The following is a 24,505-nucleotide window of genomic DNA, read 5'->3' as shown; positions in this document are numbered from 1 at the left end:
ACGGATCGTGGACGATCCTGGATGCGCTCAGTGGCCGGGTATCAACAGATGGAAACCGGTTGACAGGTACAGCACCGCCTCCTCTAACTTGAAACGAGCGTTCCAAGTTGGTCATGGCCCAGATGTCCCATGGGGGAGGATGTTCGTGCCGCAGGTACTGGACCCGGGAAAAGCCCGCACGATGGACGAGTTCATCGCGGAACTGAGACTGCTGAAGGCGTGGGCGGGCAACCCGTCGATCACCGAGATCACGCGGCGCGTTCACCGGGACTGGCAGCAAGCCGGGCGTCCGCGCGGCGAATGGCCGGCCCGTTCGACGGTGGGCAACTGCTTCCAGGTCGGCCGCCGCAGGCCCAACTCCGACCTGCTGATGGCCGTCGTACAGGCGCTCGTCGGCGCCGACGAAGCCATCGTCTCCCTGTGGCGGCAGTCGCTTCGCACCGTGCTCGGCGAGGCCGAGGCCGCCGCGCGGGTCAGCGCATACGACCGGCTGCCCACGGGGCTTTCCGCGTTCGTCGGCAGACAGGGCCTGGTGGCCCGGGCGGAGACGTTACTGAGCCCGGGCAGGGGCGCAACGACTGTGGCTCTGGAAGGCATGGCAGGCATCGGCAAGACGTCACTGGCCCTGCACCTCGCCCACGGGTTGCTCGCCGGCAAGCGCAACGACACGCCTGTCCTGTTCGCGAACCTGCGAGGATCTGTCCCCCAGGGCCCGCCCGCCGACCCTGCCACCGTGCTGGAGACCTTTCTACGACTGCTCGGCACCACCGGCGACCGCATCCCGTACGACCTCGACGCACGAGCAGCTCTCTACCGGCGGCAGTTGGCAGGAACCGATGTGCTGATCGTCCTGGACGACGCGGCAGACGCGGCGCAGTTGCGGTCGCTGCTGCCCGGGACTGCGGGATCCCGCACCCTGATCACCAGCCGACGCGCGCTGACCGGCCTCGATGAAGCGACCCGCCTGCCGGTACCACTGTTCGACCCGGACGAATCCCTTGAACTGCTGCGGGCAACGGCGGGAGCCGAACGCATCACCCCCGACGTCCCGGCCGCCCGGCAGATCGCGGACCTCCTGGGCCACCTGCCGCTGGCACTGTCCACCATCGGCCGCCACATGCAAGGCCACCCCGCCTGGACGCTCGACGACTACTACCGCGAGCCTGTGATCTCCCTGGCCCTGGAAGACGGCGTACGGACCGCGTTGTCCGCTTCCGACGCACAGCTGCCGCAGGGTGCGCAACGGTTACTGCGCATGCTGGCGCTCCATCCTCTGCAGGAGATCGATGGCGGCACGGCCGCGGCACTCCTGGGCGAGCCACGCGCCGTAGCCGAGTATCACCTCGCCACCTTGGCGGCAGCACACCTGCTCGAGCGAAGCGCGCCGAGCCGCTTCCGGCTCCACCCCCTTACCCATGCCTACGCGGAGGAACGTATCTGCATCGACGAACCGGCGAGCCTCATCCGGCAGGCTCTGGGCCGGCTGCTGGATCACGGCCGCAGCAGTGACACCGCCATGCGGTCCGATTCACGGACCACCCGTGGACTCCGTCCGCCTATGCCTTGGCAGCACGCTGGAGCAGACGGAGAGATCCGCGTGCCACAGCAGTCGCGCGCAGGGCGGGTACTCGCAGCCTGACGGGCGTCGCAACCGATGTCGGCGTACTGGTGGCAGGAGGGGAACTCCACGCCCTAAACCACGGCGACCAGCGCCAGCGCCTCGTTCAAGTGGTGCTCGGCGATTCCCTGCATGAACTCCCGGTCGGGGAAGTCTCCCTCGAGCAACCGGAGCGGACCCGCCGTCAGTGACAGCCGCTGAGTGAGCGTATAGAGCGCGAGCCGGTCCTCGTCGAGGCCCTCCGCCGCCAACCGCCGGTAGTGGCCCTCGGGATGGCGGAGTCGCAGGAAGACGTGCTCCCACTCGACGTCGAAGTACATCAGCGAAACGCGCAGGCCCGCGCACCGGGAAAGGTGCGCGTACTGTGCGTACGGCCGATTCGCTCTGTGCGTACGGCGATGCGCTACTCGCTCTTGATGGCGGTGAGCATGTTCAGCCGGGCGGCACTACGGGCCGGCCACATGGCCGCCAGCGTGCCGACCAGTGCTGCCAGCAGCAGGGAGAGCGCGAAGCGGCCCCAGGGCAGAACCAGCGCGTAACCCGGGACGCTCGACGCCACGGTCTCGCCGACGGCCCAGCCCAGGAAGGCGCCGAGGCCGAGCCCGATCGCCGCGCCGAAGACCGAGATGACCACGGCCTCCAGGCGGATCATCCGCTTCACACGCCGCCGGTCCAGGCCGGTCGCCCGCAGCATGCCGATCTCCCGCTGCCGCTCGAAGACCGACATCGCGAGGGTGTTCACGATGCCGAGCACCGCGATGACCAACGACATCGCGAGCAGCCCGTACATGACGTTCAGCGCGGTGCTGATGAACCCGCCGAACTCGGCCCGGATGTCCTGACGGTCGCCGATCTCGATCGCCGGGTTGCCGGCGAGGGCGTCGACGACGGCCCGCTTGTTCGCGGCGCTCTCGCCGCCGTCCGTCTTGACGTAGATCCGCGAGATGACCGACTCGGCCTCGTGCGGCTCGAGTACGTCCGTCGAGACGACGACCGGCGAGACGACGGTGTTGCGCTCGAAGACGGCCCCGACCGTCAGCTTGCCGCTCTTGGCGTCGTCGTACGTCACCGGCACGCTGTCGCCGGTCTTCCAGCCGTTGGACCGCGCGATGTCGTCGGCGACGGCGATCTGTCCCCGGGCGAAAGTGCCCAGCGAGCCGGAGACCGTGGTGAGGTGGATGGCCCTCTGGAAGTCCGCGGGGGTGACGCCGGAGACCGGCTGCAGACTGCCGCCGAGTCGCATGGACGCGGGCTGCTCCTGGGAGACCGCGTTGACGCCCTCGGCCTTGCGCAGGGCGGCGACCGCCGAGGCGTCCAGGCCCGAGCCGCCGACCGCGGTGACCATGTAGTCGGCCTTGACGATGTCCGTGGTCATCTTGTCCACGGCCTGACCGAGGGTGACCCCGAGCATGGTCAGCGCGGTGACCAGCGTCAGGCCGATGGTCAGCGCGGAGGCGGTGGCGCCGGTGCGGCGCGGGTTGCGTACGGCGTTCTGGCCGGCGAGCGTGCCCTCGATCCCGACGGCGCGCAGCAGCGGCCGTACCGCGGCGACGGCCGGCCGGGACAGCAGCGGGATCAGCAGCATCACCCCGGCCAGCGCCAGGATGGCTCCGAGCCCGACGAGCGCCCCGCCCCCGGAGCCGCCGGCCCTCCCGCCTTGGACGCTCACGGCCACGCCGAGCAGCGTGAGGAGGCCGCCCAGGGAGTTCCGTAGGACCAGGGACTTGGTGGTGGCCGGCAGATGCACGCTGCTCATCGCCGCGACCGGCGGGATCTTCGCGGCACGGCGGGCGGGCAGCCAGGCGGCCAGCATGGTGACCAGGACACCGACGGCGAACGCGACGATGACGGTCGTGGACGTGACGGTCACCGGACCGTCCGGCAATTCCCCGCCCAAACCGCCGATGGTGGACCGCAGTACGACGGTCGCGCCCGCCCCGAGGGCAAGACCGGCGACGGAGGCGAGGGCCCCGAGCACCATCGCCTCGGCCAGGACGGAACGGGTGACCTGCTTGCGGGAGGCACCGACGGCGCGCAACAGGGCGAGTTCCCTGGTGCGCTGGGCGGCCAGCATGGTGAAAGTGTTGGCGATCAGGAAGACGCTGACGACGAGTGCGACGGCGGCGAAGGCGAGCAGCATCGAGTTGAGATTCGACGCGTCTGCCTCGGCCAGATCGGCTTCCCGGTTGGCGAGTTGCCGACCCGTCTGGGCCTCCGCGTAGTCCGGAAGCAGCTTCCCGATGGTGGCGGCGAGCTCGGTGTTCGAGGCACCGGGAGCGGCGGTGACGGTGACGGTCTGGTACCGGCCCGGCTTGAGATAGAGCCGCTGGGCAACCGGGGTGTCGAACAGCACCAGGCTGCCGCCGTCGGCCACCGCGCTGTCCTCGGTGGTGAAGATGCCGGAGAGCGTGTACGTCTTCGCCGGACCCTTGGTGGCGACGCGCACGGTGTCGCCGACGTGGTACCCGCCCTGGGCGGCCGAGGCCTTGTCGAGGGCGACCTGCCCGGCCTCGGTGGGACCGCTGCCGTCGGGGAACACGTACAGCCCGTCCTTGCCGTCCTTCCCCGGCGCGAAGTTGGCGCCCGCGTTGGACAGGGCGCTGCCGAGGAGCCTGCCGTCCTTGTCGGCGACGGAGGCGTCCCCGTAGACCCGCCCGGCGGCCTCGGCGACCCCGTCGAGTCCGGCGATCTCGTCGAGGGCCTTCCGGCTGAGTCCGGGGTTCTCACCGGAGCCGGACGCGTATGCCCGGACCTCAACGTCCACGTGGGCGTAGCCCTTGGCCGCCTGGTTGCGGTAGGCGTTGGCGAGGGTGTCGGTGAAGACCAGGCTGCCGGAGACGAAGGCGACGCCGAGCATGACGGCGAGGAGGGTCATCAGGAGTCTGGCTTTGTGGGTGAGGATGTTGCGCAGGGCTGTTCGGAGCATGGTGGTTGGTCCTGGTGGGTGAGGGCGAGGCTGAGGGCTGGGGGTGGGGTGGGGGTGGAGGGCGGCTGATGGTGAGGTACGCGGGTTGGTTCGTACGACTCGGTTCGTGACTCTGCTCGTCACTCAGCTCGTGACTCAGCTCGTACGGAACTTGGTGTCGAAGGCCTTGATGCGGTCCAGGACACCTTCGGCGGTAGGCTGGTACATCTCGTCGACGATCCGTCCGTCGCCGAAGAAGAGGATGCGGTCCGCGTAGGAGGCGGCCACGGGATCGTGGGTGACCATGACGACGGTCTGGCCCAACTCCCGTACGGAGTGGCGCAGGAAGCCGAGCACCTCGGCGCCCGAGCGGGAGTCCAGGTTGCCGGTGGGCTCGTCAGCGAAGACGATGTCCGGCTTGGAGGCGAGAGCACGAGCGACGGCGACGCGCTGCTGCTGGCCCCCGGAGAGCTGGGCGGGGCGGTGGGTAAGGCGATCGGAGGGGCCGACCATCTCGATGACGGTGTCGAGCCACTGCTTGTCCGGCGTGCGGCCCGCGATGTCCATGGGGAGGGTGATGTTCTCCAGGGCGGTGAGGGTCGGCAGGAGGTTGAACGCCTGGAAGATGAAGCCGATCTTGTCCAGGCGCAGCTTGGTGAGCTGCTTGTCCCTCAGGGAGCCGAGTTCGGTGTCGCCGACGCGGACCGATCCGGAGGAGAAGCTGTCGAGCCCGGCGACGCAGTGCATCAGCGTGGATTTGCCGGAGCCCGACGGGCCCATGATCGCGGTGAACTGCGGGCGCCGTTCCCGGCCGGCCTGGCCGGGAACTTCTCCATCGTCCGGTTCGTACCAGTCCTGCGGATCAGCCGAAATTCCGACGACCTGGGGCTGACGGGAGAGGCGGTCTCGTCAGCCCCAGGTATGCCGTTCCGGTCAACCCCGGAGGCGAAATCCTCTACAAAACGCCCCAAAAAGGGGCCGCCGTCCCCCTCGCCGACAAGACCCGCCCGATCGGCTTCTAGACCTTTCGGCCGAGGCGCAAGGTCGCGTTATCGCACGAACACGGCCCACTGTGAGGGGGCAACTCGGGAACCTGGCGAGCCCGGCGTACGGCTGCGCTGCCACCTAGACGTGCGCCAGGTGCTCCGCTCGTAGCCCCGCCACAGCATAAGACCGCCAACACGACCGGCAGGGCCAGCAACCACTGGATCAGTGCCGCCATGCGCGGGCAGCCAGCGGCCCCGGAACTCCGCGCGAGCCTTGCTGAAGCAGGCAGCTGGACAGCAACTTCCGTGAAAGCTACTCGACCAGGAGGCTCTGCCCCCGGATCATGAACGGATGACCTCGGCCGAATCAGCAGCAATTGATCTGCAGGACCATGCCGCCCTCTGGAGCGCGGGAGAAATCCGTGCGAGCGACGTCGTCAGCGCCGCCTGTGATGCGCTCGTCGCCGGACTGGACAGCCCCGCCCTGCGAATCCTGGCCGCCTGCACACGCGCCGAGGCGAACTACGACGTGCACGAATTGCTTCCCGAAGCACTCGGCGAGCTCGGCCTCACCTTCTATCCGATCGCCAGCGAAGCCGGCCAGGCAGCCGCCGCCCGGGCGCTCGCACGCCGCATGCTCGCGGGTGAGCTGACACCTCGGGCATTCACCTCCCGGATCCACCAGCGGTACGGACATGAGCTGCCCCTGACTGAGCGGCTCGCCGAGCTCGATGACGAGTACGACGTCATCGAATACCCCGACAGAACTGTGGGCCAGGTGGATGCCGAGGTCACGGCCGAAGCCCGCCGCCTCGCAGCCCACACGCAGGTGGCGCCCGAGGTTTGATCAGCGGTGTCCTGGATCGCCTTGAGCTGGGAGTCACGGTCACCCGCAGGTAGAAGTACTGGCGCCGGTGTCTGAGCGAGCGTGTCCAGGACGCCGTCGCGGCCGGCGAGGGCGACTGTCAGTCCTGCCGGCGCATGCGGGGCGGCAGCGACGACGCGATCGGCGTGGGCTCCGGCCCACGATCAGGCCGGCCAGCCGTTCGGGATGGCGAGCCAGCAGGTTGAGGCCGATGGTGCTGTCAAGTCGAGGACGCCGACGTACGGCGAGGACACCGGCACGGTGATCACCGAGCGGCCCGCGGGGACGTTCAGCCGGCAGCTGTTCCTCGGCGACACCCTCGACACCGAGGAGATCGAAGCCTCCTACGAGGCGGGCGTGCTGAAGCTGAAGATCCCGGTAGCCGAGCGGGCCAAGCCCCGGGCGTCAATGGGTTCCCTCGGGCGGGTGCGCGGCTAGCGGGACGGCTCTTCCGGCTTTCCGCCGTCGGCGTCGAACACCTTGGTCCAGGTGGCTCCGCAGCGGCAGCGGGAGTGCTCGATCAGTTCCCCTTCTCGGGACACGCTCATCCCCTGGCTGAGTCGCACGTGCACATGATCGCCCATGAGGAGCTGCTTTCCTTGACGTCCTTTGTGTGACTCAGAGTGGAGGATTGCCGGTTTCGCTGGCAATGTCGTAGATCACAGCATTTGTCGACGTCGCAAGCCAGCCCTCGCCGCTGTATGTGAATCCTCGCTATCTTGACAAGGAAAGACTCAAGTTTTATTTCATGACTATGAGCAAGTAGGAGTGAAAACGCAGCTCGCAGGGGCCAGGAGGTGTTCGGGATGCAGGTTCGGCGAAGTGCGGGAGGCCTACGAGACCCTGCGCGACCCGGTCCTGCGCGCGGCGTACGACCAGACCCGCGAGCGGGCGTACGACCGCGAGCGGGCCCCGGCTCCGCCCGTACGGCCTGCGCGGCGCTACGTCGTGGTGCTCGGCACCGTACGCCCCGAGCCTCCGCTGCGCGCCGGTCCCGTCCGGTGGGAGCGGATGTCGTGGTGAGGCCCCGAGCCTCCGGACAGCGCGTGGAACACAGCGAGGCGAGGAGGGAGAACCAGATGGCACGGTCGGTTGGTATCGACCTTGGTACGACGAACTCGGTGGTCTCGGTCCTCGAAGGCGGCGAGCCCACCGTCATCACCAACACGGAAGGCGCGCGCACGACCCCGTCGGTCGTGGCCTTCGCCAAGAACGGCGAGGTCCTGGTGGGCGAGGTCGCCAAGCGGCAGGCCGTGACGAACGTGGACCGCACCGCGCGCTCGGTCAAGCGGCACATGGGCGACCACTCCTGGCGGTTCCCGGGCCACGGTGACAGCGACGGCAAGCGGTACACCGCGCAGGAGATCTCCGCGCGCGTGCTGCAGAAACTGAAGCGGGACGCGGAGGCGTATCTCGGGGAGGACGTCACCGACGCGGTGATCACCGTGCCCGCGTACTTCGACGACGCCCAGCGGCAGGCCACCAAGGAGGCCGGGGAGATCGCGGGCCTGAAGGTGCTGCGGATCATCAACGAGCCGACGGCGGCGGCGCTGGCGTACGGGCTGGACAAGGAGAACGACCAGACGGTGCTGGTCTTCGACCTGGGCGGCGGCACCTTCGACGTGTCGCTGCTGGAGATGGGCGAGGGCGTCATCGAGGTGAAGGCCACCAACGGCGACACCCACCTCGGCGGCGACGACTGGGACCAGCGCGTCGTCGACCACCTCGTGAAGCAGTTCAAGAACCACTACGGCGTCGACCTGTCGAAGGACAAGATGGCCGTGCAGCGGCTGCGGGAGGCCGCGGAGAAGGCGAAGATCGAGCTGTCCAGCTCGTCGGAGACGACGATCAATCTGCCCTACGTCACCGCCTCCGCCGAGGGCCCGATGCATCTGGACGAGAAGCTGACCCGCGCGCAGTTCGAGCAGCTGACGGCGGACCTGCTGGAGCGGTGCAAGGCCCCGTTCCACAACGCGATCAAGGACGCCGGGATCAAGGTGTCCGACATCGACCACGTGGTGCTGGTGGGCGGTTCGACGCGTATGCCGGCCGTGACCGAGCTGGTGAAGGAGCTGACGGGCAAGGAGCCGCACAAGGGCGTCAACCCCGACGAGGTCGTGGCGGTGGGCGCCGCGCTCCAGGCGGGCGTCCTGCGCGGCGACACGATCCCGACCCGGCGTTCGGAGATCTTCACCACGGCCGAGGACAACCAGCCGTCGGTGACGGTGCAGGTCTACCAGGGCGAGCGGGACATCGCCGCGTACAACAAGAAGCTCGGCATGTTCGAGCTGACCGGTATCGCTCCGGCGCCGCGCGGTGTGCCGCAGATCGAGGTGGCCTTCGACATCGACGCCAACGGCATCATGCACGTCTCCGCCAAGGACCTGGCGACCGGCCGCGAGCAGAAGATGACCGTCACCGGCGGCTCGGCCCTGCCCAAGGACGACATCGACCGCATGGTCCGCGAGGCCGAACAGCACGCCGAGGAGGACCGTCGGCGGCGCGCGGCGGCGGAGACCCGCAACCAGGGCGAGCAGCTCGTGTACTCCACCGAGAAGCTCATCAAGGACAACGCGGACAAGATCCCGGCGGATGCGAGGAGCGAGACGGAGACGGCGCTGGCAGAGCTGAAGGAGAAGCTGAAGGGAGAGGACACCGTGGCGATTCGGCAGGCGATCGACCGTACGGCGCAGGCCGCGCAGAGGATCGGCACGGCGCTGTACGAGAAGTCGCGGGCCGAGCAGCCGCCGGGTGAGGCCGGGGCGACCGCGGGCGGCGGTAGGGCCGGCGGCTCGTCCGAGGATGATGTGGTGGACGCCGAGATCGTCGACGACGACAAGCCGGAGGCTGGCTGACGATGACCGGGAGCGGGCCGCAGTACACCGAGCTGGCGGAGCTGCGGAGCCTGGTGGAGGAACGGACCGCCGACCTTCAGCGGGTGAAGGCCGAGTACGACAACTACCGCAAACGGGTCCGGCGGGATCGCCTGGCCGTACGCGAGATTGCGGTGGCCAACGTACTCCGGGCGCTGCTGCCCGTGCTGGACGCGGTGGACCGGGCGCGCGCGCACGAGCCGCTCACGCCTGGTCTGAAGGACATCGCCGACAGCCTGACCGAGCAGCTCGGCTCGCTGGGCGTCACGTCGTTCGGCGAGGTGGGCGATACGTTCGACCCCGCCTGCCACGACGCCCTGGCGCACCACCCCTCCCCCGACCGGGACCGCCTGGTCTGCTCGGCGGTCCTCCGGCCCGGCTACCGCCTCGGCGACCACCTGCTGCGCCCGGCCCACGTGGAGGTCGCCGGGCCGGCTCCGCCCGCGAGGAACGCGCACGGGGACGACCGAGGCGTACGCCCTTCCATCGCCGGCGGTGCGCCGCCCTTCCCCATCGCGCGAAGCTGACCGGGCTCAGGGCGTCCGCGTGCCGCCCGGCTGCCGGGCGTGTGTGCGGGTGGACGTCGCGGGCGTCGCCCCGGTCCACCGTCGTCGTGCCAGGGGCCGGGGGCTTGCAGGGCGAGGTCGGCCGGCTTCGCATCGTGCGCATCAACGGTGACCGTCGCACAGGTCGACTACCTGGGTACCGGGAAAGGGACATCGCACAGATGCCGTCGACGCCAGCAAGCGGAGGTGACGAACGATGCAGTACCACGAGTACCTCGCCCGCGTACGCGAGCTCGGCGAATACAACAGCCAGGAAGAGGCCACGAAGGTCACCGAGGCCGTCTTGAGCGTGCTGGCCCGGAGGATCAGCCCCGGTGAGGTGGATGATCTCGCCTCCCAGCTGCCCGGACCGCTCGGGCAGACGCTGACCGCCGCCAAGCCGCAGCAGGCCGAGAGCTTCGGGATCGACGAGTTCTACCGCAGGGTCGCCGAGCGCATCGGAGCCCGGCCGCGCACCGCCGAGTGGGACGCCAGCGCCGTGCTGACCGCCCTGGCCGACGCGGTCAGCGGCGGCGAGCTGAACCAGATCCTCAGCCAGCTCCCCTCCGGCTACGCCGTCCTGTTCGGCAAGGCCGATCTCGCCGGCTGACTCGCCCAGCCGGCCGGCGCGGGCCCGAGCGCGGCGTACGCCGGCCGGCTGCGCGCCCGCACGTACTCGTCGATGGTCCTCCGTCCACGCTGCCGCGGTTTTCGGACCGTCGGCGCCCGCGAGGGCTTTTCCGTACTGGCCACCGACTTCAGCCGCGTGACCGCCCCCGCCAGGAGGACCCCGGCCGGATCCCGCATCAGACTCGTGAAGCATCGGTGAAAACCCTGCGGAAGTGGTGTCAGCGGGGCCGCATATGATCCACCGGACGATCACGTGGGATCAGGGGAGGGCGCGGCATGTTCGGCAAGTTGTTCGGCAGGGGTGCGGAGAGACCGGTTTCGGATCCGCATGCCCTGCCCGTCCCGCGCAGGCAGAAGAACGGGATGTACACGCTGCGTGCGCTCGGGGACGTGCGGGTGCTCGCGCTGGTGGAGGCGGCCGACGCGGGTGACTGGGAGGCGGTGAAGGCGGCGCTGGTTCCCTTCGACCTCGGCCGCGACCATCAAGTCCTCGGTGAGCTGGCCGACTTGGACGGTGTGCAGGACTGGATCGGCCCGGCCGTCGAAGAGGACAAGGAGCACCGGGCGACGGCCCTGCTGATATCCGGGACGCGCCACATCAGCTGGGGCTGGGAGGCGCGCACCGCCGAGCGTGCCGTGAACGTCACGCAGGAGCAGTGGCGGGTCTTCCACGAGCGGCTCCACATCGCCGAGGAGCAGCTGTTCGAGGCCGCCGAGCTGCGGCCGGAATGGGTCACGCCGTGGCGCCGCCTCCTGACCTCCGGTCGCGGCATGTCGCTGGGCACCGCCGTCAACGAGACGCGGCTCGACGCCGCCCTGCGCCGCGACCCGCTGGATCTGGAGACCCACCTGGAGTGGGTGTCGCAGTTGCAGCCCCGCTGGGGCGGCAAGCCGGGCCAGGCCCTGGCGTTCGCCCAGAAGGCGTTCGCCCGCGCCCCGCAGGGGCACCGACTCGGCTGCGTGATCGCCATGGCGTACATCGAGGAGTGGGTCGAGGCGGAGCGCGGGGACCATCTCGAAACCTCCGAGATCCAGGCGCAGTTGCGGGAAGCGGCGGACCACAGCATCCTCCACCCCGCCTACGTGTACCGCCCGGGCTGGCAGCACGACTTCAACATGTTCGCCATGGCCTTGTCGCTGGCCGGTGAGCGCCACACGGTCCGGCGCGTCTTCCAGACGCTCGACGGCGCCTACACCAGCTGGCCCTGGACCTACTTCGCGGAGCCCGAGAAGCAGTTCGCCCGCCACCACCGCCGCGCCTGAGCGCACGCCGGCTCCGTTCCCGCCCGTCCCCTCTCCCACTCCGGACTGCCCGATGACTCTGCCCGACACCGCAGCGAACCCGGCCGGCGCCGACCGCACCTTCCAGGTGGATCTGCGCGGCCTCGTCGATCTCCTCTCCCATCACCTCTACTCCAGTCCCAAGGTCTACCTGCGCGAACTGATGCAGAACGCGGTGGACGCGCTGACCGCCCGGCACGGCCTCGAACCGGCCGCACCCGCCGAGTCCCCCGGCATCCGCCTGTACGCCGACGGTTCGGTGGTACGCGTCGAGGACGACGGCGTCGGTCTCACCGAGGCCGACGTGCACACCTTCCTCGCGACGATCGGCCGCAGCAGCAAGCGTGCCGAGCGGCTCGCCGAGCAGCGCGGGGACTTCATCGGCCAGTTCGGCATCGGCCTGCTCTCCTGCTTCCTGGTCGCGGACGAGATCCACGTCCTGAGCCGCTCCGCCCGCGTCCCCGACGCCCCCGCCGTGGAGTGGCGGGGGCGCGGCGACGGCAGTTACACCGTCCGCACCCTGCCCGCCTCCGCCCGCCCCCGGCCCGGCACCACCGTCACGCTGACGCCGCGCGCCGACGCGGGTGAGTGGACCCGGCCGGCACAGGTGCACGCGCTGGCCCGGCACTTCGGCTCCCTGCTGCGCCACCCGGTGACCTTCGACGACGGCACAGGCGGCTCGGGTGGTCCGGGCGGCCCGGGGGCGTCCGTCAACCCCGAGCCCGCGCCCTGGGCGCGTACGTACCCCACGCCGGGCGCCCGTTCCCGCGCGCTGGCCGCGTACGGCGAGGAGGTCTTCGGCTTCACGCCGCTGGACACCATCGAGCTGGACCTGCCGGCCGTGGGCCTGAGGGGCATCGCGTGCGTGCTGCCCGAGGCGGTGCCGGCCGGGCGCCGCCACGGCCACCGCGTGCACGTCAAGGGCATGCTGCTGTCCGAGCAGGCCGAGGAGATCCTGCCCGAGTGGGCGTTCTTCGTCCGCTGCGTGGTCGACGCCGAGAGCCTGCGCCCGACGGCGTCCCGCGAGTCCCTGTACGAGGACGACACGCTCGCCGCCGTCCGCGACGCCCTCGCCGAGCGGCTGCGCGCGTGGATCGCCCGGGCCGCCGCCAGCGACCCGGACCTGCTCGCCCGTTTCCTCCAGGCCCACCACCTGGCCGTGAAGTCGCTCGCGGTGCACGACGACGAGATCCTCCGGATGCTGCTGCCCTGGCTGCCGTTCGAGACCACCGACGGGCACACCACCCTCGACGAGTTCGCGCGCACCCACCGCACCGTGCTCGTGACGTCGAGCGTGGAGGAGTTCCGGCAGGTCGCGGCGATCGCCTCGGCCGCCGGGCTCGGCGTCGTCAACGGCGGCTACACCTACGATCGTGAGCTGGTCCACCGGCTGCCCGAGATCAGGCCCGAGGCGAGTGTCGCCGACCTGGACCCGGCGACCCTCACCGCCCACCTCGACCCCGTCGACCGGGAGACCGAACTGGCCGCCGCGGCCTACCTCGCCCTGGCCCGCGACGCCCTCGCCGTCTTCGACTGCGACGTCGCGCTGCGCACCTTCCAGCCCGCCAACGCCCCCGCCCTCCTCGTCGACAGCCGCGAGGCCCGCCACGAGCGCACCCGCTCCCAGCTCGCCCGTGAGCAGGAGGGCGGCCTGTGGGGCGACATCCTCGGCGCCCTGCGCCAGGAGGCCCCGCGGGCCCAGCTGATCCTCAACCAGCTCAACCCGCTGGTCCGCGCCGCCGTCGCCATCGACGAGCCCGAGCTGGCCCGCACCAGCGCCGAAGCCCTCTACGGGCAGGCCGCGATGCTGTCCCGGCGCCCGCTCAGGCCCGCCGAATCGAGCCTCATCAACCGCTCCTTCCTCGACCTTCTCGCCCACGCCCTCCGCAAGGACAGCTGACGATGCCGACCGCACCCCAGACCACCCACGAGCTGTACCAGGCGCTGAAGGAGAACGACCGTCGCCCCTACGGCCGCACCCGCACCGTCACCGCCGAGGAACTGGTCGACGCCGCCGAGCAGTTCGCGGAGCCGGCACCGCTCGTCCACGCGCTGCTCGAACTCCAGGAGGCGTACACCTACGGCTCCGAACCCCGCAAGTCGCCCGTCGTCTTCGCCCGCCTGCTCACCCTCTTCGACGAGCAGCCCGACGTCTTCGACGAGCGCCTGCGTCACATGCTGTTCTGGCGGTTCAAGTGGGTGGCCCACGCCCTGCGCCAGCTGCCCGAGATACCGCTGGCCAGCCTGCGCCAGTGGCTCACCGAGATGCGCCACCGGTACGAGCAGGCCGGCCTCGGCCTGCAGCCCTACTACGGCCAGGCGTACCAGCTCGCCGCCCACATCGGCGAGGACACCACCCCCGCCTACGAGCTGTGGGCGGGCCGCACCCGCACCCGGCTCAGCGACTGCGAGGCCTGCGAGAGCTGCGAGCGCGCCCTGTACCACCTCGTGGCGGGCGACGACGAGCGGGCGCTGCGCACCTGGGAGCCCGTCCTGGCCGGGAAGGAGTCCTGCCAGGAGGAGCCGGCCCGCTCCGTCTCGTACGCGCTGTTGCCCCTGCTGCGCACCGGCCGCACCGACCGGGCCCGCGAACTGCACCTCGTCGGCTACCGCGGCTGCCGCCGTAACCCATCGATGTCCCAGGAGGTCGGCCGGCACCTGGAGTTCTGCGCGCTGACCGGCAACGAGGCACGCGGCCTGGAACTGCTCGCCGAGAACCGGAGCCTGTTCGACGAGGTCGACTCGCCACTGGACCTGCTCGGCTTCCTCACCGGCGTGGAGGTCCTCCTCCAGCGTGTCGAGCTCCTGGGCCACGGCGAACTGCCGACCGCCGGATACGCGGGCCGCACCTGGACGGTGGCCGGACTGCGCGCCGAGGTGCGCGGCCGGGCCGACGACCTCGCCGCCCGCTTCGACGCCCGCAACGGCACCACGGCCCACACCGACCGCCGCAGGGCCCGCCTCGACCGTGCCCCGCTCCTGGACGCGCTGGAACTGACCCTGCGCCCCCGCAGTCTCGACGACGTGACCCCGGCCGCCCCGGTTGCCGCACCCGCCGCCCGGACGGCCACGGCCGTCCCGGAGTCGCTGCCCGAACTGATGGCCCGGGCACGGGCGTTGGACGAGCAGGGCCACCCGGACGCACCGGCCTGCTGGGCGCGGCTGCGCACGCTCGTCGCCGCCCGCGACTACACCCACCCCGACGACCCGGCCGTGGGCCCGCTCGTACGGCTGCGCGCGGACCTGCTGGCCGACGAGGCGAGCCGGGCGGGCGACAAGGACGAGTTCGCCGTCGCCGCCGACCTCTACGAGGAGGCCGCGGGCCTGTACGACGGCGCCGGACTGCCGGGTCAGGCGGCGCTCGCTCGTGCCAGTGCCCTGCTCGCCGCCGCCGAGGTCCCCGCGCAGGGAGCCGCCGACGCGACCGAGGCGAAGGCCGCCGCGCTGACCGCCGCCCACGCGTCCATGGTCCGCCTGCACGAGGACGCGCCCGGCCTCGCCCCCTACCAGGAGGCCCGCCTGCTGCGGCTGCGGGCGACCGCGCTGGGCCTGCGCCTGCAGACGTCGGGGAGCGAGGGGCACGTCGCGCCGGTCCTCGCCGAGGTGGACCTGCTGCACGCATTCGCCACCCGGCACGATGTCGCCGGGCAGGTCTCCGGCGCCATGCTGCTGCGGGCCAGTACGTATGCCCTCTCCGGCGATCTGCCCGCCGCGGTCACCGAGATCGACGCCCTCCTCGACCGGCTGAAGGCGCACGGCCCCGCCTGGCACCTGCCCCGCACGCTCGGACTGCGGGGCCGGCTCCAGCTCGGCCTCCAGGACGCGCAGGCCGCGCACGCGGACCTGACCGAAAGCCTGCGGCTGGCCGCCGACTGGCCGGCCGACGCGGTCGACACCGCCCGCCTCCACGGTGATCTGGCCCAGGCCTGCATGTACCTGGGGCGCCCCGACGAGGCGTTGTGGCACCTGACGCGCTCCGCGGAGCTGGACCTTCGCCACGGCAGCCGGACCGACGCGTTCTGCACCTTCAGCAACGCGGCCCAGCTGAGCCTCGACCTCGGCCGCGTCGAGGACTGCATCGCACTGCTCGACTCCCTGCTGGCCGAACCGGACGTCGTCTCCGGAGAACTGGACGACCGGCTCGTCGCTCAACTGCGCCTGACCCGCGCCCGCGCGCTGCACGCGGGGGACGACCTCAAGGCCGCCACTGCGGAGTTCGTCGCCCTCGCGGCCGAGTCGGCCGGCTGGGACGACGACCCGGGAAGCCACGCCATGATCGCCGCGGAGACTGCCGTACTTCTCGGCGAGTCCGGCGAGTTCGGCCCGGCCCGTGAGGCCGCGGACCAGGCACTCGCCGCCCACGCCCGGGACCCGCGCTACGAGCAGCTCAGCAGCTGCCTGCGCGAACTCGCCCGTCTCCAGAGCCAGCAGCAGGGCCCCGACGGTCTGGCCGACGCCCTCGCCTTCCTCGCCGACGCCGGCCGCATCGCCGACGAGGCCCGCGCTGCCGGGTACGAGACCCGCGGCCGCTCTCTCGACTCGGCCCTGGCCTATGAATACGGGCGGGTCAACGCCTACGCCGGTGCGTACGGGGACGCCCTGGCCGCCCTGGAGAAGGCCCTCGCCCTGCTCGGCGAGCCGGGAGCGGAGCAGGAGCACGCCGGGGAGTGGGCCGAGTGCGTCCGTCTCGCGGGTGCCGTGGAGGGCATCTACCTGGAGCGCCCCGCCCCCGCCCTCACCCGCCTCGACGCGGCGGTCTCCCGCCTCACCGCTCTGGGCCACACCGACGAGACGGAGTCGCTGACGTCCTTGGCGGCCCGGCTGCGCGACGAGGAGTGACACGGCGTCCCCGGTGCCGGGGCGGGCTGTCGCCTCGGCACCGGTGGGTGCCGCCTTTCCCACACCCACGCCGCGGACTGAACCGGCCGGTAATGCCATCAGGCCCGGTTGAGCCGGGCAGCGATTCCGTGGCCGATCAGCAAATAGATGACCGCCGGGAGACCATAATTGAGGACAACGCGTAGACCCTCGGTGTCCATCGTGAAAATGTCCTGTGCCCATCCGGACAGCCAGTCCGCCATTCCGTGGACGAACTCGACGAACGGATTCGCCTGATTGGCGTCGAGCAGGTAGAGCACGATCCACAGACCCAGCAGTCCGGCCGCTACGTCGGCGATCGTGCAGGTGGCAAGAGCTACCCGTCGTGCGGCGGCCTGGTTACGGTCAGGGCGGGCAGGCCCCGGGGGCTGGTCGTAGGCCTGATATCCGGAAACCGGGTCGGTGTTGTTCACAGAAAATTCCAATCTCGCGCGTGCGATGTTTGCAGGGTTCGCCCGGGCAGCGAGATTCAGCCTCACTGGCCCGTTTCTGCCTACTTCTGCGCCGCGCGAGCACCGCCGTGTTACACCTCGATCTGCGGCAGCCTGAATACGGTTCCTATTCGGGCACATGCCCAGATGTTCGCCTGCGGCGTACATTTCGGATGGCGCCGAGAGCCTAATCCGAACCGTCGCGATCGAGTGCTGCTCGGATCTGGCTGAGCCACTCCGTGCCCAGCCGGCGCCCGTCCGGGAGCTGGTCGTCTCGATCCCAGCGCCACGCTGTGATCATCGCCAGCACGAGGATCCGGCACTCGCGCAGCAAGTCCTGATCGACACCCGGGTAGTGCTCGCCGACTTCTTCGGGCGCATGGGCGAGGTCGAATTCGACGGGCCCACGGCAACACGTCTCAAGGTCGATGAACAGCAGCCCGTTGTTCGTGGTGAGCACGTTGCCCGGGTGCGGCTCGCCGTGCAGCAGCTGTTCGGCGCCGCCGCGCTCGCCGATCACTCGTCTCAGGCTTCGCAACGTGTCGCGGAGCAGCTCCCGGTCCGCCTCGGCGAGCGCCGGAGTGCGGTCGCGGTCCGCCACGAGTTGCTGAGCCTGCTCGACTCGGTCCGTGAAGTGGGGCGTCGGGACATCGAGCTTGCGCATGCCGGCATGCAGCCGCTCGAGCGCATGGGCGTAGTCGGCTGGTGGGACCTCTCGGGGTGTCACGGGTTCGTAGTAGGTCCATAGCGTGACCACGAAGCCCTCACGCTCATGGACGCGTGGCTCCACTCGGGGCTCGAGAGCAGCCACAGGGCACCCGGATTCGGCGAGCCGCTGAGCGAGCTCGACTTCGAACTGTGCGACCTGATCCGCTACGGGTGCCACCCGGGCCAGGACGTCACAGGGCAGCAGACGCAGAGTGAGCTTGTTCGAGTCATGAAGAACGATCGCGTCGTCGGCTCTCAGGTCGAGTGATGAGGCGGTCGACCTGGCCGCGGCCACCGCACGCGAGACCTCTGCCGCCTGCATAGTCGCCGGGCCCCTCTCCCTTGAGCGCTGCCACAACCCGCGCACCATACCAAGCTGTCGGTAGAGGGCCGCGGTACAGCGACGGGCCTTCGGAAAAACGGCTTGTGGCTGTCGGCTGCGTGATCAAGGCTGGCTCGCGATGATGCCGTTGACTGAGATCGATCGACTGAAGCAGACCGTGTCCGAAGCATGGGACAGCCCGATCGCCGACCAGGTCGCCGCCCGGTGGGGTTACCCGGCCGGCACTGCCAAGTGGTGGCGCTCCAGTGCCTCGCATGTGTTCGTGCTCCCGGACAGGGGCCGACGTCGTTATTTGCGGTTCGTGCCCGGCTCGTATCGCGGACCGAAGTTCGTCGCTGTGGTGGCTGAGTTGATGACACGGCTCAGCGACGGCGGCTCGACGGTGGTGCGGCCGGTCGCCGCCGAGTCCGGGGCACTGACCATGACCGTGGCGACCGGTCTCGGTGCCATGCACGCCATGGTGGTCGAACCGGCGCCCGGCGCGGAAGTCGACGTCAGTGACCTCACGGAATCGCGGGCCTGGCAGTGGGGGGAGGCACTGGCACGTCTGCACCGCGATGCCGCCGGGCTCGATGCGGGGCTTCCCGAATCCTTCGGCGAACTTGCGGATATCGGTGAACGGTTCGCCGATGACGCCGAGTTGGTCGAGGCGACGGCGCGGCTCGCCGACGTGATGAGCGAACTGCCGCGGTGTCAGGACCGCTGGGGTGTGGTGCACGGTGACTTCGAGTTGGACAACATGGCCTGGGAGGAGGGCGGCCCGATCGCCTATGACTTCGACGAGGCCGCCCTCTCCTGGTATGCCGCCGACATCGCCTATGCCGTGCGCGACCTGACCGACCACACCGGCCGGCCCGCTACCGGGCACCGGGCGCGGTTCGACGCCTTCCTCGACGGCTACCGCAGCGTGCGCCCGTTCGACGATGAGGACTTGGGGCGCCTGCAGCTGTTCGCCGGTCTGCATGCCGCGGCTTCTCTGGTGCGCATCACCCGCGCGCTGGGCGAACCCGCCCGGCAGGAACCGGATTGGCTGTCCGAACTGCGCAACGATCTGACCGACATGGCCCGCACACATCGGCAACTCGTGATCGACATCGGCCAGGAAGTGGGCCGAGGGATCCGCTAGAGATGTTCAACGGCTGCTGTTACGACGGTTGAGGCAGTCCTCGAACGAAGTCGGCGACCAGCGTCGCCACCGCTTCCGGAGCCTCCAGGTTCATGGGGTGGGTGGCGTCGATCCTGGTGACGGTGATCGTCGGCCGGGTGCGGGAGAGCGCGGCCAGTTCGCCGGAGACCTCTTGTGCGAACCGGGTGCTGAAATCGTCGAACCACTCCATGCCGGGCGTCGGCGGCACCCGTCGCCCGGCCTGTACCAGCAGCAGCGGGCAGTCGGCCCCGTCCAGCCATGCGGTGACACCGAGCGCGCCGAGCTTTTGGAGTTCGTCCCGGATCTCCAGTGCCGTCGCCCGTTCCGGCAGCGTCTGCCACTTGCCGTCGGGCAAGGGGCGTGCGGCCGCGCGGGCAGCGGCCTCCGCACGGTCGGCGGGAATGCCGAGCCGGGCGGCGTGGAGGACCTTCTCCTCGACGTACTCGGGCGGCGCGATGGCCCCGGCCGACGCCAGCAGCGCCTCACTCACCCGGTCGGCGCCGGGGTACTCGCGTCCCCACCAGAAGCCGTCGAGATTCACGGCGGCACTGGCGCGGGCGTGGTTCGGGTTCGCCCGGGCGTACTCCACCGCGACCATTCCGCCGAGGGAATGGCCCACGACGACGGCCTCGGGCACGCCATGCGCGTCGAGCGTGTCCGCGATGTGCCGCACCACGGTGGGCATGGTCCAGGGGGAGATGTCGGGAGAGCGACCGTGGCCGGGGAGGTCGACGGACAGGACGCGATGCCCGGCGGTGAGGAGGGTGGCGGCGGCGTCCCAGTCGGTGAGCGACCGTGAGAAGCCGTGCAGCAGAACCAGTTGAGGGCCGTCGCCCCCATAGTCATGGACATGTAGGAGTGTCATCGGGCTTCACTGTAGAGGGCACACAGCGTGTCGAGCACCGGATTAAAGGTCTCCGTGAGCGCGAAGGGCGTCGACGGTCAGAGGTCGAACTCGAGGTGCTCCACGTCGGTGAACTCGACTTCCAGGCCGTGGGCGCGGCGGCCGTTGTCGCGGAAGTACACCTCGCCCAGCGCCTCGGCCGCGATGTCGCGCAGTTGCTGTTCCGTGCCGCCTGATTCCTTGGTCTCGAAGAGGCGGGCGGCGTACTGCGGAGGCAGAGCGACGGTGAGATGGCGCAGCCGGGCGTCGTCGGTGGTGCCGGGGGCGGCGGTGTAACCGAACCGGGCGCGGGTGTCGATGACGATGCCGTCGGTGGTGGCCGCCGTTTGTCTGGCCCTGGCCCGGATCTGGGGCTGCCACCGCGCTGTGACCTCGCGCTCCATGCGCTGCGCGAGGTCGGCACGGGGCTTTTTGATCTGGTCCTTCACATACCGTTCGACGGTGCGCTGGGTGACGCCGAGCAACTCGGCCACCGGCCTGGTGCCCTTGAGCTGCCTGACCAGGTAGCGCATCTGCGCGCCCGCGCTCTTGGGGATCGGGCGCGTGAACGCCTTCCGCAGCGCGGCGTCGAGACCGTCCCCGACCGTGTCCATCGGCTCGCTCCCCTATTCTCCGTCGTCCTTGGCTGTGACCTCACCGGTCTTGATGTAGCGGGCGAGGTTGAGGACCTGGCCGTGTTGCTCACGCACTGCTTCGGCCCACAAGGTGGTCTGGGTGCCCTCGTGCTTGACCATGCCCGGCGACACCCCGAGCCGGAAGCTGCCGGGCACCGTCTTGCCGTCGGCGTCGTACGGCAGGACGTGGAGCGGGCTGGGGCCGTCGGCGGCGTAGACGGCGCAGTCCGACAGGACCGCCACCGGATATCGGCCGGTTGCCGCGGCCAGATTGAGCATCTTGCGGTGCATGTTGATCCGGGCCCGGGAGATGACGGCGGCGCGGATGTCGGGCCGCCACGTCGGGCGGGCGAGGGCGGGCCAGGGTTGTCCGGGCTTCCAGCCGCCGCCATGTGCCCGTTCGCGCAGTTTGCCGATGCCGCCCTTGACCGTGGACTTGATCGCGTCCAGGACGATCGCCATCTCCGGGTCGCGCTGCTTGTAGCCGTCCATCGCCTTCAGGAACTCCGGGGTGCGCAGCTTCTCGCCCACCCCGAGGTCCGCCATGGTGTCGACGTAGGCGTCACGCAGCCGCTTGTACCAGCCGTCCAGGAACCTGCCCTTGTCCTGCCTCACCCAGGCCTCGGTCGGGGCGATGTCGTAGCCGAGCTCCACCGCGTACGCCACCGTCGGAGTCGCGTACCAGGCCGGGCCCTGCGGGCGCTCGCCGGTGGGCGTGAACGGGCTGGGCAGCAACGCGCTCTCCAGCCGGCGCCACTCCTTGCCGACCAGGACGTTGGAGAGGTCGACGTGGGAGAGGTCGACGAGCCATGCCCCGGGCAGCGTCGGGTCGAAGACGGGGTTGGTGACGTGCACGGGCGGCGTCGCCAGGCCGACGACGGCACCGTTGGCGGCAGCGCCGAAGGCGAGGTTGACGTCGATGCCGACCAGGTACCGCCGCATGCATTCGGCATCGGTGAGCTCGCGCGCCCAGTCGTACGCCTCCTCGAACAGCATCTCGGCCGGGCCCCGCTGGTGGAAGCGGGGCAGGCCGGCGAGCAGTGGGTGCCCGTCCGGAGCCTCGCACGGTGCGCAGTCGATCGGGTGCTCGCCCAGCGAGCCGGGCCGGTGTTCCTTGTGCCGTTTCCCCGTCTCGTCCGCCTCGCTCGCCCGGGTCGGCGGGTTGAGGGCGGTCATCAGCTCCAGGCCGGTGACGGCCGTCGAGCCGCGCGGCGTCATCACCCGGGCCGCGTAGGTACCCAGCACGCGGGCGAGTTCCGCCGGCTCGAGCCGCGCGGCGTGGCCCCAGGTGCGGGCGTCGAGCGCGTTCCACGACGGGATGCACAACTGCACGCACTGGCGCTGACGGCCCTGGGCGGGGCGGTAGATCCGCGCCCACGGCCCGAAACCTCGCCTGGTCAGCTGCCAGTCGGCCCGGTCGAGCTGCCTGAGGATCTTGTGGCCGTCGGGGAGGCGTCCGGCGAGCCGCTCGGCGTCCGACAGCTCCAGCGGGAGTCCGTATCGCTCGCACGCGGCCTCGGTGAGCACGAGCAGCGGGTCGGCGTCCTTGCCGGAGCCGTGCAGCCGCCCCGCCCCGAGCTGCGCCTCCTTCAGCGTCCACTCCACCAGCGCGGGAAGCGACTTGGCGGGCACGTCGAGGACCAGGCCGCCGATGCCGTAGCCGGTCACCTGGGAGTCGTCGTCGGCGTCGATGACGAGCAGCGGCCCGTTCGCGAACCGCGGGTCGGCTTCGGTCGTCGGGGTGTTCGCAGGGGCTGCCTTCTTCGTGCCGGGGCGGCGCGTCGTCGACGTCGGCCTGGTCGTCGCGGCCGCCGGACGCGGCACGGCGGCAGGGCCGGTGGGGCGCGGTGCGGCGTTCCCGGGAGCAGCCTCCGGGGCCGGGCCTGTGGGTCGTGTGCGGACTTTGGGCGGTTCAGCTGCCGATGACGCCGGCGCGGCAGGGGCAGGGGTGGCAGGTGTCTCGGGAACCGACGTGTCCTTCGGAGGGGCCGCGGCGTTGGTGGCGGGGTAGAGCTGGGCGAGCTGCTTCAGCAGGCGGGCGTACGCGTCGCGCTCCGGCGGGCGCGGTTCGGTCTTGCCGGCCTCCCAGCCGCTGACCGTCGCGCGCCGCACTTGCAGAGCGGCGGCCACCTCGTCCAGCGTCAGGCCGTGGGCCTGGCGCAGCCGCTTGCGTTCCGCCGGGGGCGGCAGCGGGGAGCGGGACGCGACCAGGGCGTCGACCGCGTCGAACAGCTCGGACATGGGGCACCTCCTGATCCGCGAGCCTAGCGTGAAGCGTAGGTTTCGCGTACCAAGCGCGTACGTACAGCGTGCTTGTGGCCGTCTTGCGCAGTATCGAGGTCTACGAGGATTGTCTGCGCAGCGAGTTCGATGCGGACTGCTGGGCGGACTTCCGCGCCGATCCCCCACTGGAGATGCTGCGCTGCCGCGCCTGACGGCACAGGCCCGTGTCGTGCGTGATGCGGTCGATGGCCGCTGCGAGTGCTGTCGGCGCCGATGACCGTCTCTACTCCGTCGGGCAGCAGATCGAGCGGCCGGTACCAGTCGCGCAGTTGTGTCTCGTCCACTTCGTCGGCGATCGGCTTGGTGGCATGCCGGGCCAGGGTTTCGTCGAACGGTACGTCCAGGTAGTAGTGGTGGGTCGGGCCGCGGTGGTCGGCGCGCAGCCGGCCGAGCATGTCGCCGTAGCGGTCGGCGTAGAGGATGCCTTCGACGACGACATGGAACCCGGCGTCCAGGGCGTAGCGCGCCACGGTGTCGATGAGACCGATGTTCGCGGCACCGGGCACGTCGTGTTCGCGCAGTACGACGCGGCGGAGGTTGTCCTGGGCGACCAGGGCCAGGCCACGGCCGAACTTCTCGCGCAGACCGGCTGCGACGGACGACTTGCCCGAGGCGCTGTTGCCGCGCAGGACGACCAGCCGGGTTTCTTCGCTGCCCACCTTCACGGCGGTCACCGTACCGACGGTCGGTGACATCGTCGTTCCGCATTTCCGCCGAAGGACCCAGGGCTACCGTGTTCTCGTGGTCGGCAGCGCAAGGTGGAAGGCAACCCGTGACCGAACCCTTTCCCCCGGAGCCGTGGCAGCTGCGGGGCGACATGTTCGTCGGACTGTGGCTCGTGCCGCGGCAGGAGCTGCCCGGTTGGCCGCTTCCCGCCGGGGTGCGACCGGTCAGGGTGGGACGGCGGTGCGCCTTGGTGACGTTCTGGGTGGACTACCGGCCCGGCGGCACGCTGGCCTACCGGGAGCTGCTGGTGGCGTTGGCGGTGCGTGACGGGCGGGGGCCGGCGGCATGCGCTGTGGAGGTGTGGGTGGACGACGAGCGCTCGCTCGTCGGTGGCCGGACGTTGTGGGGCATTCCCAAGCAGCGTGGGGACTTCGTCTTCGGCGACACGACACCGACATCGCGAGCGGGCAGGCGCGGGCCGGGCCCGGGCACGATGCGTGCACGCATGTCCGTGGGGCAGCGCGAGCCTGTCGGGGACGCGGGCCCGTCGGTGATGGGCCTCCACCAGGATCTGCTGCCCTTGCCGGGACGTCTTCCGGTACGCAGCCGGCTGGTGCAGTCACATCCCGTGCACGGTGTGTGCGAGGTGCCGTTGACACTGTCGGGCCGCCTCCGTCTGGGGCGAGCCCGGCTGGTGGCCGAGCCCGGCGGCCCGCTCGACTGTCTGCACGGCCGGAGAGCACTGCTGGCGGCTTCCGTGCGCGGCTTCCGTATGACCGTCGGCAGCGCCGAGGGCAGGTCACGGTGACGGACTCGATCGCTCCGCAG

Annotated in this window: 19 protein-coding genes and 4 pseudogenes; 13 read left to right on the top strand and 10 right to left on the bottom strand. The window is 70.6% G+C overall.

Annotated elements, in window-relative coordinates:
* Positions 1-145 precede the first annotated feature (145 nt).
* A complete protein-coding gene (locus PV963_RS42605; RefSeq protein ID WP_274821784.1) occupies positions 146-1,639 on the top strand; it encodes an NB-ARC domain-containing protein in 1,494 nt (497 codons plus the stop codon).
* Positions 1,640-1,692: 53 nt separating this feature from the next.
* Here the strand turns inward: PV963_RS42605 and PV963_RS42600 are convergent.
* From PV963_RS42600 to PV963_RS42590, 3 genes and pseudogenes are all read right to left on the bottom strand, one after another.
* Positions 1,693-1,941: pseudogene (locus PV963_RS42600) on the bottom strand (aminoglycoside phosphotransferase family protein); the annotation flags it as partial.
* A gap of 80 nt (positions 1,942-2,021) precedes the next feature.
* A complete protein-coding gene (locus PV963_RS42595) occupies positions 2,022-4,544 on the bottom strand; it encodes an ABC transporter permease (protein WP_274821783.1) in 2,523 nt (840 codons plus the stop codon).
* Between the two features lie 135 nt (positions 4,545-4,679).
* Positions 4,680-5,327: pseudogene (locus PV963_RS42590) on the bottom strand (ABC transporter ATP-binding protein); the annotation flags it as partial.
* A 117-nt stretch (positions 5,328-5,444) separates the two neighbouring features.
* Between PV963_RS42590 and PV963_RS44205 the strand changes: the two are divergent.
* From PV963_RS44205 to PV963_RS42580, 3 genes and pseudogenes are all read left to right on the top strand, one after another.
* Entirely contained in the window at positions 5,445-5,678 is a 234-nt protein-coding gene (locus PV963_RS44205) for a DUF6207 family protein (protein WP_425540998.1), read from the top strand.
* A gap of 183 nt (positions 5,679-5,861) precedes the next feature.
* The gene (locus PV963_RS42585) at positions 5,862-6,356 is read left to right on the top strand and encodes a hypothetical protein (protein WP_274821782.1); all 495 of its coding nucleotides are present in this window, start codon (positions 5,862-5,864) and stop codon (positions 6,354-6,356) included.
* Between the two features lie 246 nt (positions 6,357-6,602).
* A pseudogene (locus PV963_RS42580) lies at positions 6,603-6,812 on the top strand (Hsp20/alpha crystallin family protein); the annotation flags it as partial.
* On the opposite strand, the gene PV963_RS42575 reads toward PV963_RS42580, so the two are convergent.
* Positions 6,809-6,940: a hypothetical protein gene (locus PV963_RS42575; RefSeq protein ID WP_274821781.1), complete on the bottom strand. Its 132-nt coding sequence runs from the start codon at positions 6,938-6,940 to the stop codon at positions 6,809-6,811. The pseudogene PV963_RS42580 and the gene PV963_RS42575 overlap by 4 nt on opposite strands.
* Positions 6,941-7,196: 256 nt before the next feature.
* Between PV963_RS42575 and PV963_RS42570 the strand changes: the two genes are divergently transcribed.
* The 7 genes from PV963_RS42570 (at position 7,197) to PV963_RS42540 (ending at position 16,542) form a co-directional block, all read left to right on the top strand.
* Positions 7,197-7,397: a hypothetical protein gene (locus PV963_RS42570; RefSeq protein WP_274821780.1), complete on the top strand. Its 201-nt coding sequence runs from the start codon at positions 7,197-7,199 to the stop codon at positions 7,395-7,397.
* Between the two features lie 56 nt (positions 7,398-7,453).
* Entirely contained in the window at positions 7,454-9,229 is a 1,776-nt protein-coding gene (locus PV963_RS42565; RefSeq protein WP_274821779.1) for an Hsp70 family protein, read from the top strand.
* 2 nt (positions 9,230-9,231) lie between these two features.
* Complete coding sequence (gene grpE / locus PV963_RS42560; protein ID WP_274821778.1) at positions 9,232-9,774, top strand: nucleotide exchange factor GrpE; 543 nt, start codon at positions 9,232-9,234, stop codon at positions 9,772-9,774.
* Positions 9,775-10,009: 235 nt separating this feature from the next.
* Entirely contained in the window at positions 10,010-10,402 is a 393-nt protein-coding gene (locus PV963_RS42555) for a DUF2267 domain-containing protein (RefSeq protein WP_274821777.1), read from the top strand.
* 296 nt (positions 10,403-10,698) lie between these two features.
* Positions 10,699-11,685, top strand: a complete 987-nt coding sequence (locus PV963_RS42550) for a hypothetical protein (RefSeq protein ID WP_274821776.1) — start codon at positions 10,699-10,701, stop codon at positions 11,683-11,685.
* A 52-nt stretch (positions 11,686-11,737) separates the two neighbouring features.
* Positions 11,738-13,603, top strand: a complete 1,866-nt coding sequence (locus tag PV963_RS42545; RefSeq protein WP_274821775.1) for an HSP90 family protein — start codon at positions 11,738-11,740, stop codon at positions 13,601-13,603.
* Between the two features lie 2 nt (positions 13,604-13,605).
* Complete coding sequence (locus tag PV963_RS42540) at positions 13,606-16,542, top strand: hypothetical protein (protein WP_274821774.1); 2,937 nt, start codon at positions 13,606-13,608, stop codon at positions 16,540-16,542.
* A gap of 98 nt (positions 16,543-16,640) precedes the next feature.
* Here PV963_RS42540 and PV963_RS42535 read toward each other — a convergent pair whose 3' ends face one another.
* Entirely contained in the window at positions 16,641-16,994 is a 354-nt protein-coding gene (locus PV963_RS42535; protein WP_274821773.1) for a hypothetical protein, read from the bottom strand.
* A gap of 205 nt (positions 16,995-17,199) precedes the next feature.
* Positions 17,200-18,042, bottom strand: coding sequence for a phosphotransferase enzyme family protein (locus tag PV963_RS42530; protein WP_274821772.1), 843 nt, complete (start codon positions 18,040-18,042; stop codon positions 17,200-17,202).
* Positions 18,043-18,184: 142 nt separating this feature from the next.
* On the opposite strand from PV963_RS42530, the gene PV963_RS42525 reads away from it, so the two are divergent.
* Positions 18,185-19,189, top strand: a complete 1,005-nt coding sequence (locus PV963_RS42525; protein WP_425541054.1) for a phosphotransferase enzyme family protein — start codon at positions 18,185-18,187, stop codon at positions 19,187-19,189.
* 19 nt (positions 19,190-19,208) lie between these two features.
* Here the strand turns inward: PV963_RS42525 and PV963_RS42520 are convergent, their stop codons facing one another.
* From PV963_RS42520 to PV963_RS42505, 4 genes and pseudogenes are all read right to left on the bottom strand, one after another.
* Positions 19,209-20,075 carry an alpha/beta fold hydrolase gene (locus PV963_RS42520; RefSeq protein ID WP_274821770.1) on the bottom strand — a complete coding sequence of 289 codons (867 nt, stop codon included), beginning with the start codon at positions 20,073-20,075 and terminating at the stop codon, positions 19,209-19,211.
* 77 nt (positions 20,076-20,152) lie between these two features.
* Positions 20,153-20,707, bottom strand: coding sequence for a telomere-protecting terminal protein Tpg (tpg, locus tag PV963_RS42515; RefSeq protein WP_274821769.1), 555 nt, complete (start codon positions 20,705-20,707; stop codon positions 20,153-20,155).
* Positions 20,708-20,719: 12 nt separating this feature from the next.
* Positions 20,720-22,969 (bottom strand): telomere-associated protein Tap, encoded by a 2,250-nt coding sequence (tap, locus tag PV963_RS42510; protein WP_274821768.1) that lies wholly within the window; start codon positions 22,967-22,969, stop codon positions 20,720-20,722.
* A 199-nt stretch (positions 22,970-23,168) separates the two neighbouring features.
* Positions 23,169-23,706, bottom strand: a pseudogene (locus PV963_RS42505) (AAA family ATPase); the annotation flags it as partial.
* A 77-nt stretch (positions 23,707-23,783) separates the two neighbouring features.
* Between PV963_RS42505 and PV963_RS42500 the strand changes: the two are divergent.
* Positions 23,784-24,485, top strand: a complete 702-nt coding sequence (locus PV963_RS42500) for an acetoacetate decarboxylase family protein (protein ID WP_274821767.1) — start codon at positions 23,784-23,786, stop codon at positions 24,483-24,485.
* The last annotated feature ends 20 nt before the right edge of the window (positions 24,486-24,505 follow it).

This window comes from Streptomyces coeruleorubidus (assembly GCF_028885415.1).
Taxonomy (GTDB): Bacteria; Actinomycetota; Actinomycetes; order Streptomycetales; family Streptomycetaceae; genus Streptomyces; species Streptomyces coeruleorubidus_A.
The sequence above is the reverse complement of the archived record's forward strand: the minus strand, read 5'-3'. Positions and strand labels throughout refer to the sequence as shown.

Coding starts and splice junctions, on each gene's coding strand:
- PV963_RS42595 (WP_274821783.1), bottom strand. CDS start 4,544: ATGCTCCGAACAGCCCTGCGCAACATCCTCACCCACAAAGCCAGACTC.
- PV963_RS44205 (WP_425540998.1), top strand. CDS start 5,445: ATGCCGTTCCGGTCAACCCCGGAGGCGAAATCCTCTACAAAACGCCCC.
- PV963_RS42585 (WP_274821782.1), top strand. CDS start 5,862: ATGACCTCGGCCGAATCAGCAGCAATTGATCTGCAGGACCATGCCGCC.
- PV963_RS42565 (WP_274821779.1), top strand. CDS start 7,454: ATGGCACGGTCGGTTGGTATCGACCTTGGTACGACGAACTCGGTGGTC.
- grpE (WP_274821778.1), top strand. CDS start 9,232: ATGACCGGGAGCGGGCCGCAGTACACCGAGCTGGCGGAGCTGCGGAGC.
- PV963_RS42555 (WP_274821777.1), top strand. CDS start 10,010: ATGCAGTACCACGAGTACCTCGCCCGCGTACGCGAGCTCGGCGAATAC.
- PV963_RS42550 (WP_274821776.1), top strand. CDS start 10,699: ATGTTCGGCAAGTTGTTCGGCAGGGGTGCGGAGAGACCGGTTTCGGAT.
- PV963_RS42545 (WP_274821775.1), top strand. CDS start 11,738: ATGACTCTGCCCGACACCGCAGCGAACCCGGCCGGCGCCGACCGCACC.
- PV963_RS42540 (WP_274821774.1), top strand. CDS start 13,606: ATGCCGACCGCACCCCAGACCACCCACGAGCTGTACCAGGCGCTGAAG.
- PV963_RS42530 (WP_274821772.1), bottom strand. CDS start 18,042: ATGCAGGCGGCAGAGGTCTCGCGTGCGGTGGCCGCGGCCAGGTCGACC.
- PV963_RS42525 (WP_425541054.1), top strand. CDS start 18,185: ATGCCGTTGACTGAGATCGATCGACTGAAGCAGACCGTGTCCGAAGCA.
- PV963_RS42520 (WP_274821770.1), bottom strand. CDS start 20,075: ATGACACTCCTACATGTCCATGACTATGGGGGCGACGGCCCTCAACTG.
- tpg (WP_274821769.1), bottom strand. CDS start 20,707: ATGGACACGGTCGGGGACGGTCTCGACGCCGCGCTGCGGAAGGCGTTC.
- tap (WP_274821768.1), bottom strand. CDS start 22,969: ATGTCCGAGCTGTTCGACGCGGTCGACGCCCTGGTCGCGTCCCGCTCC.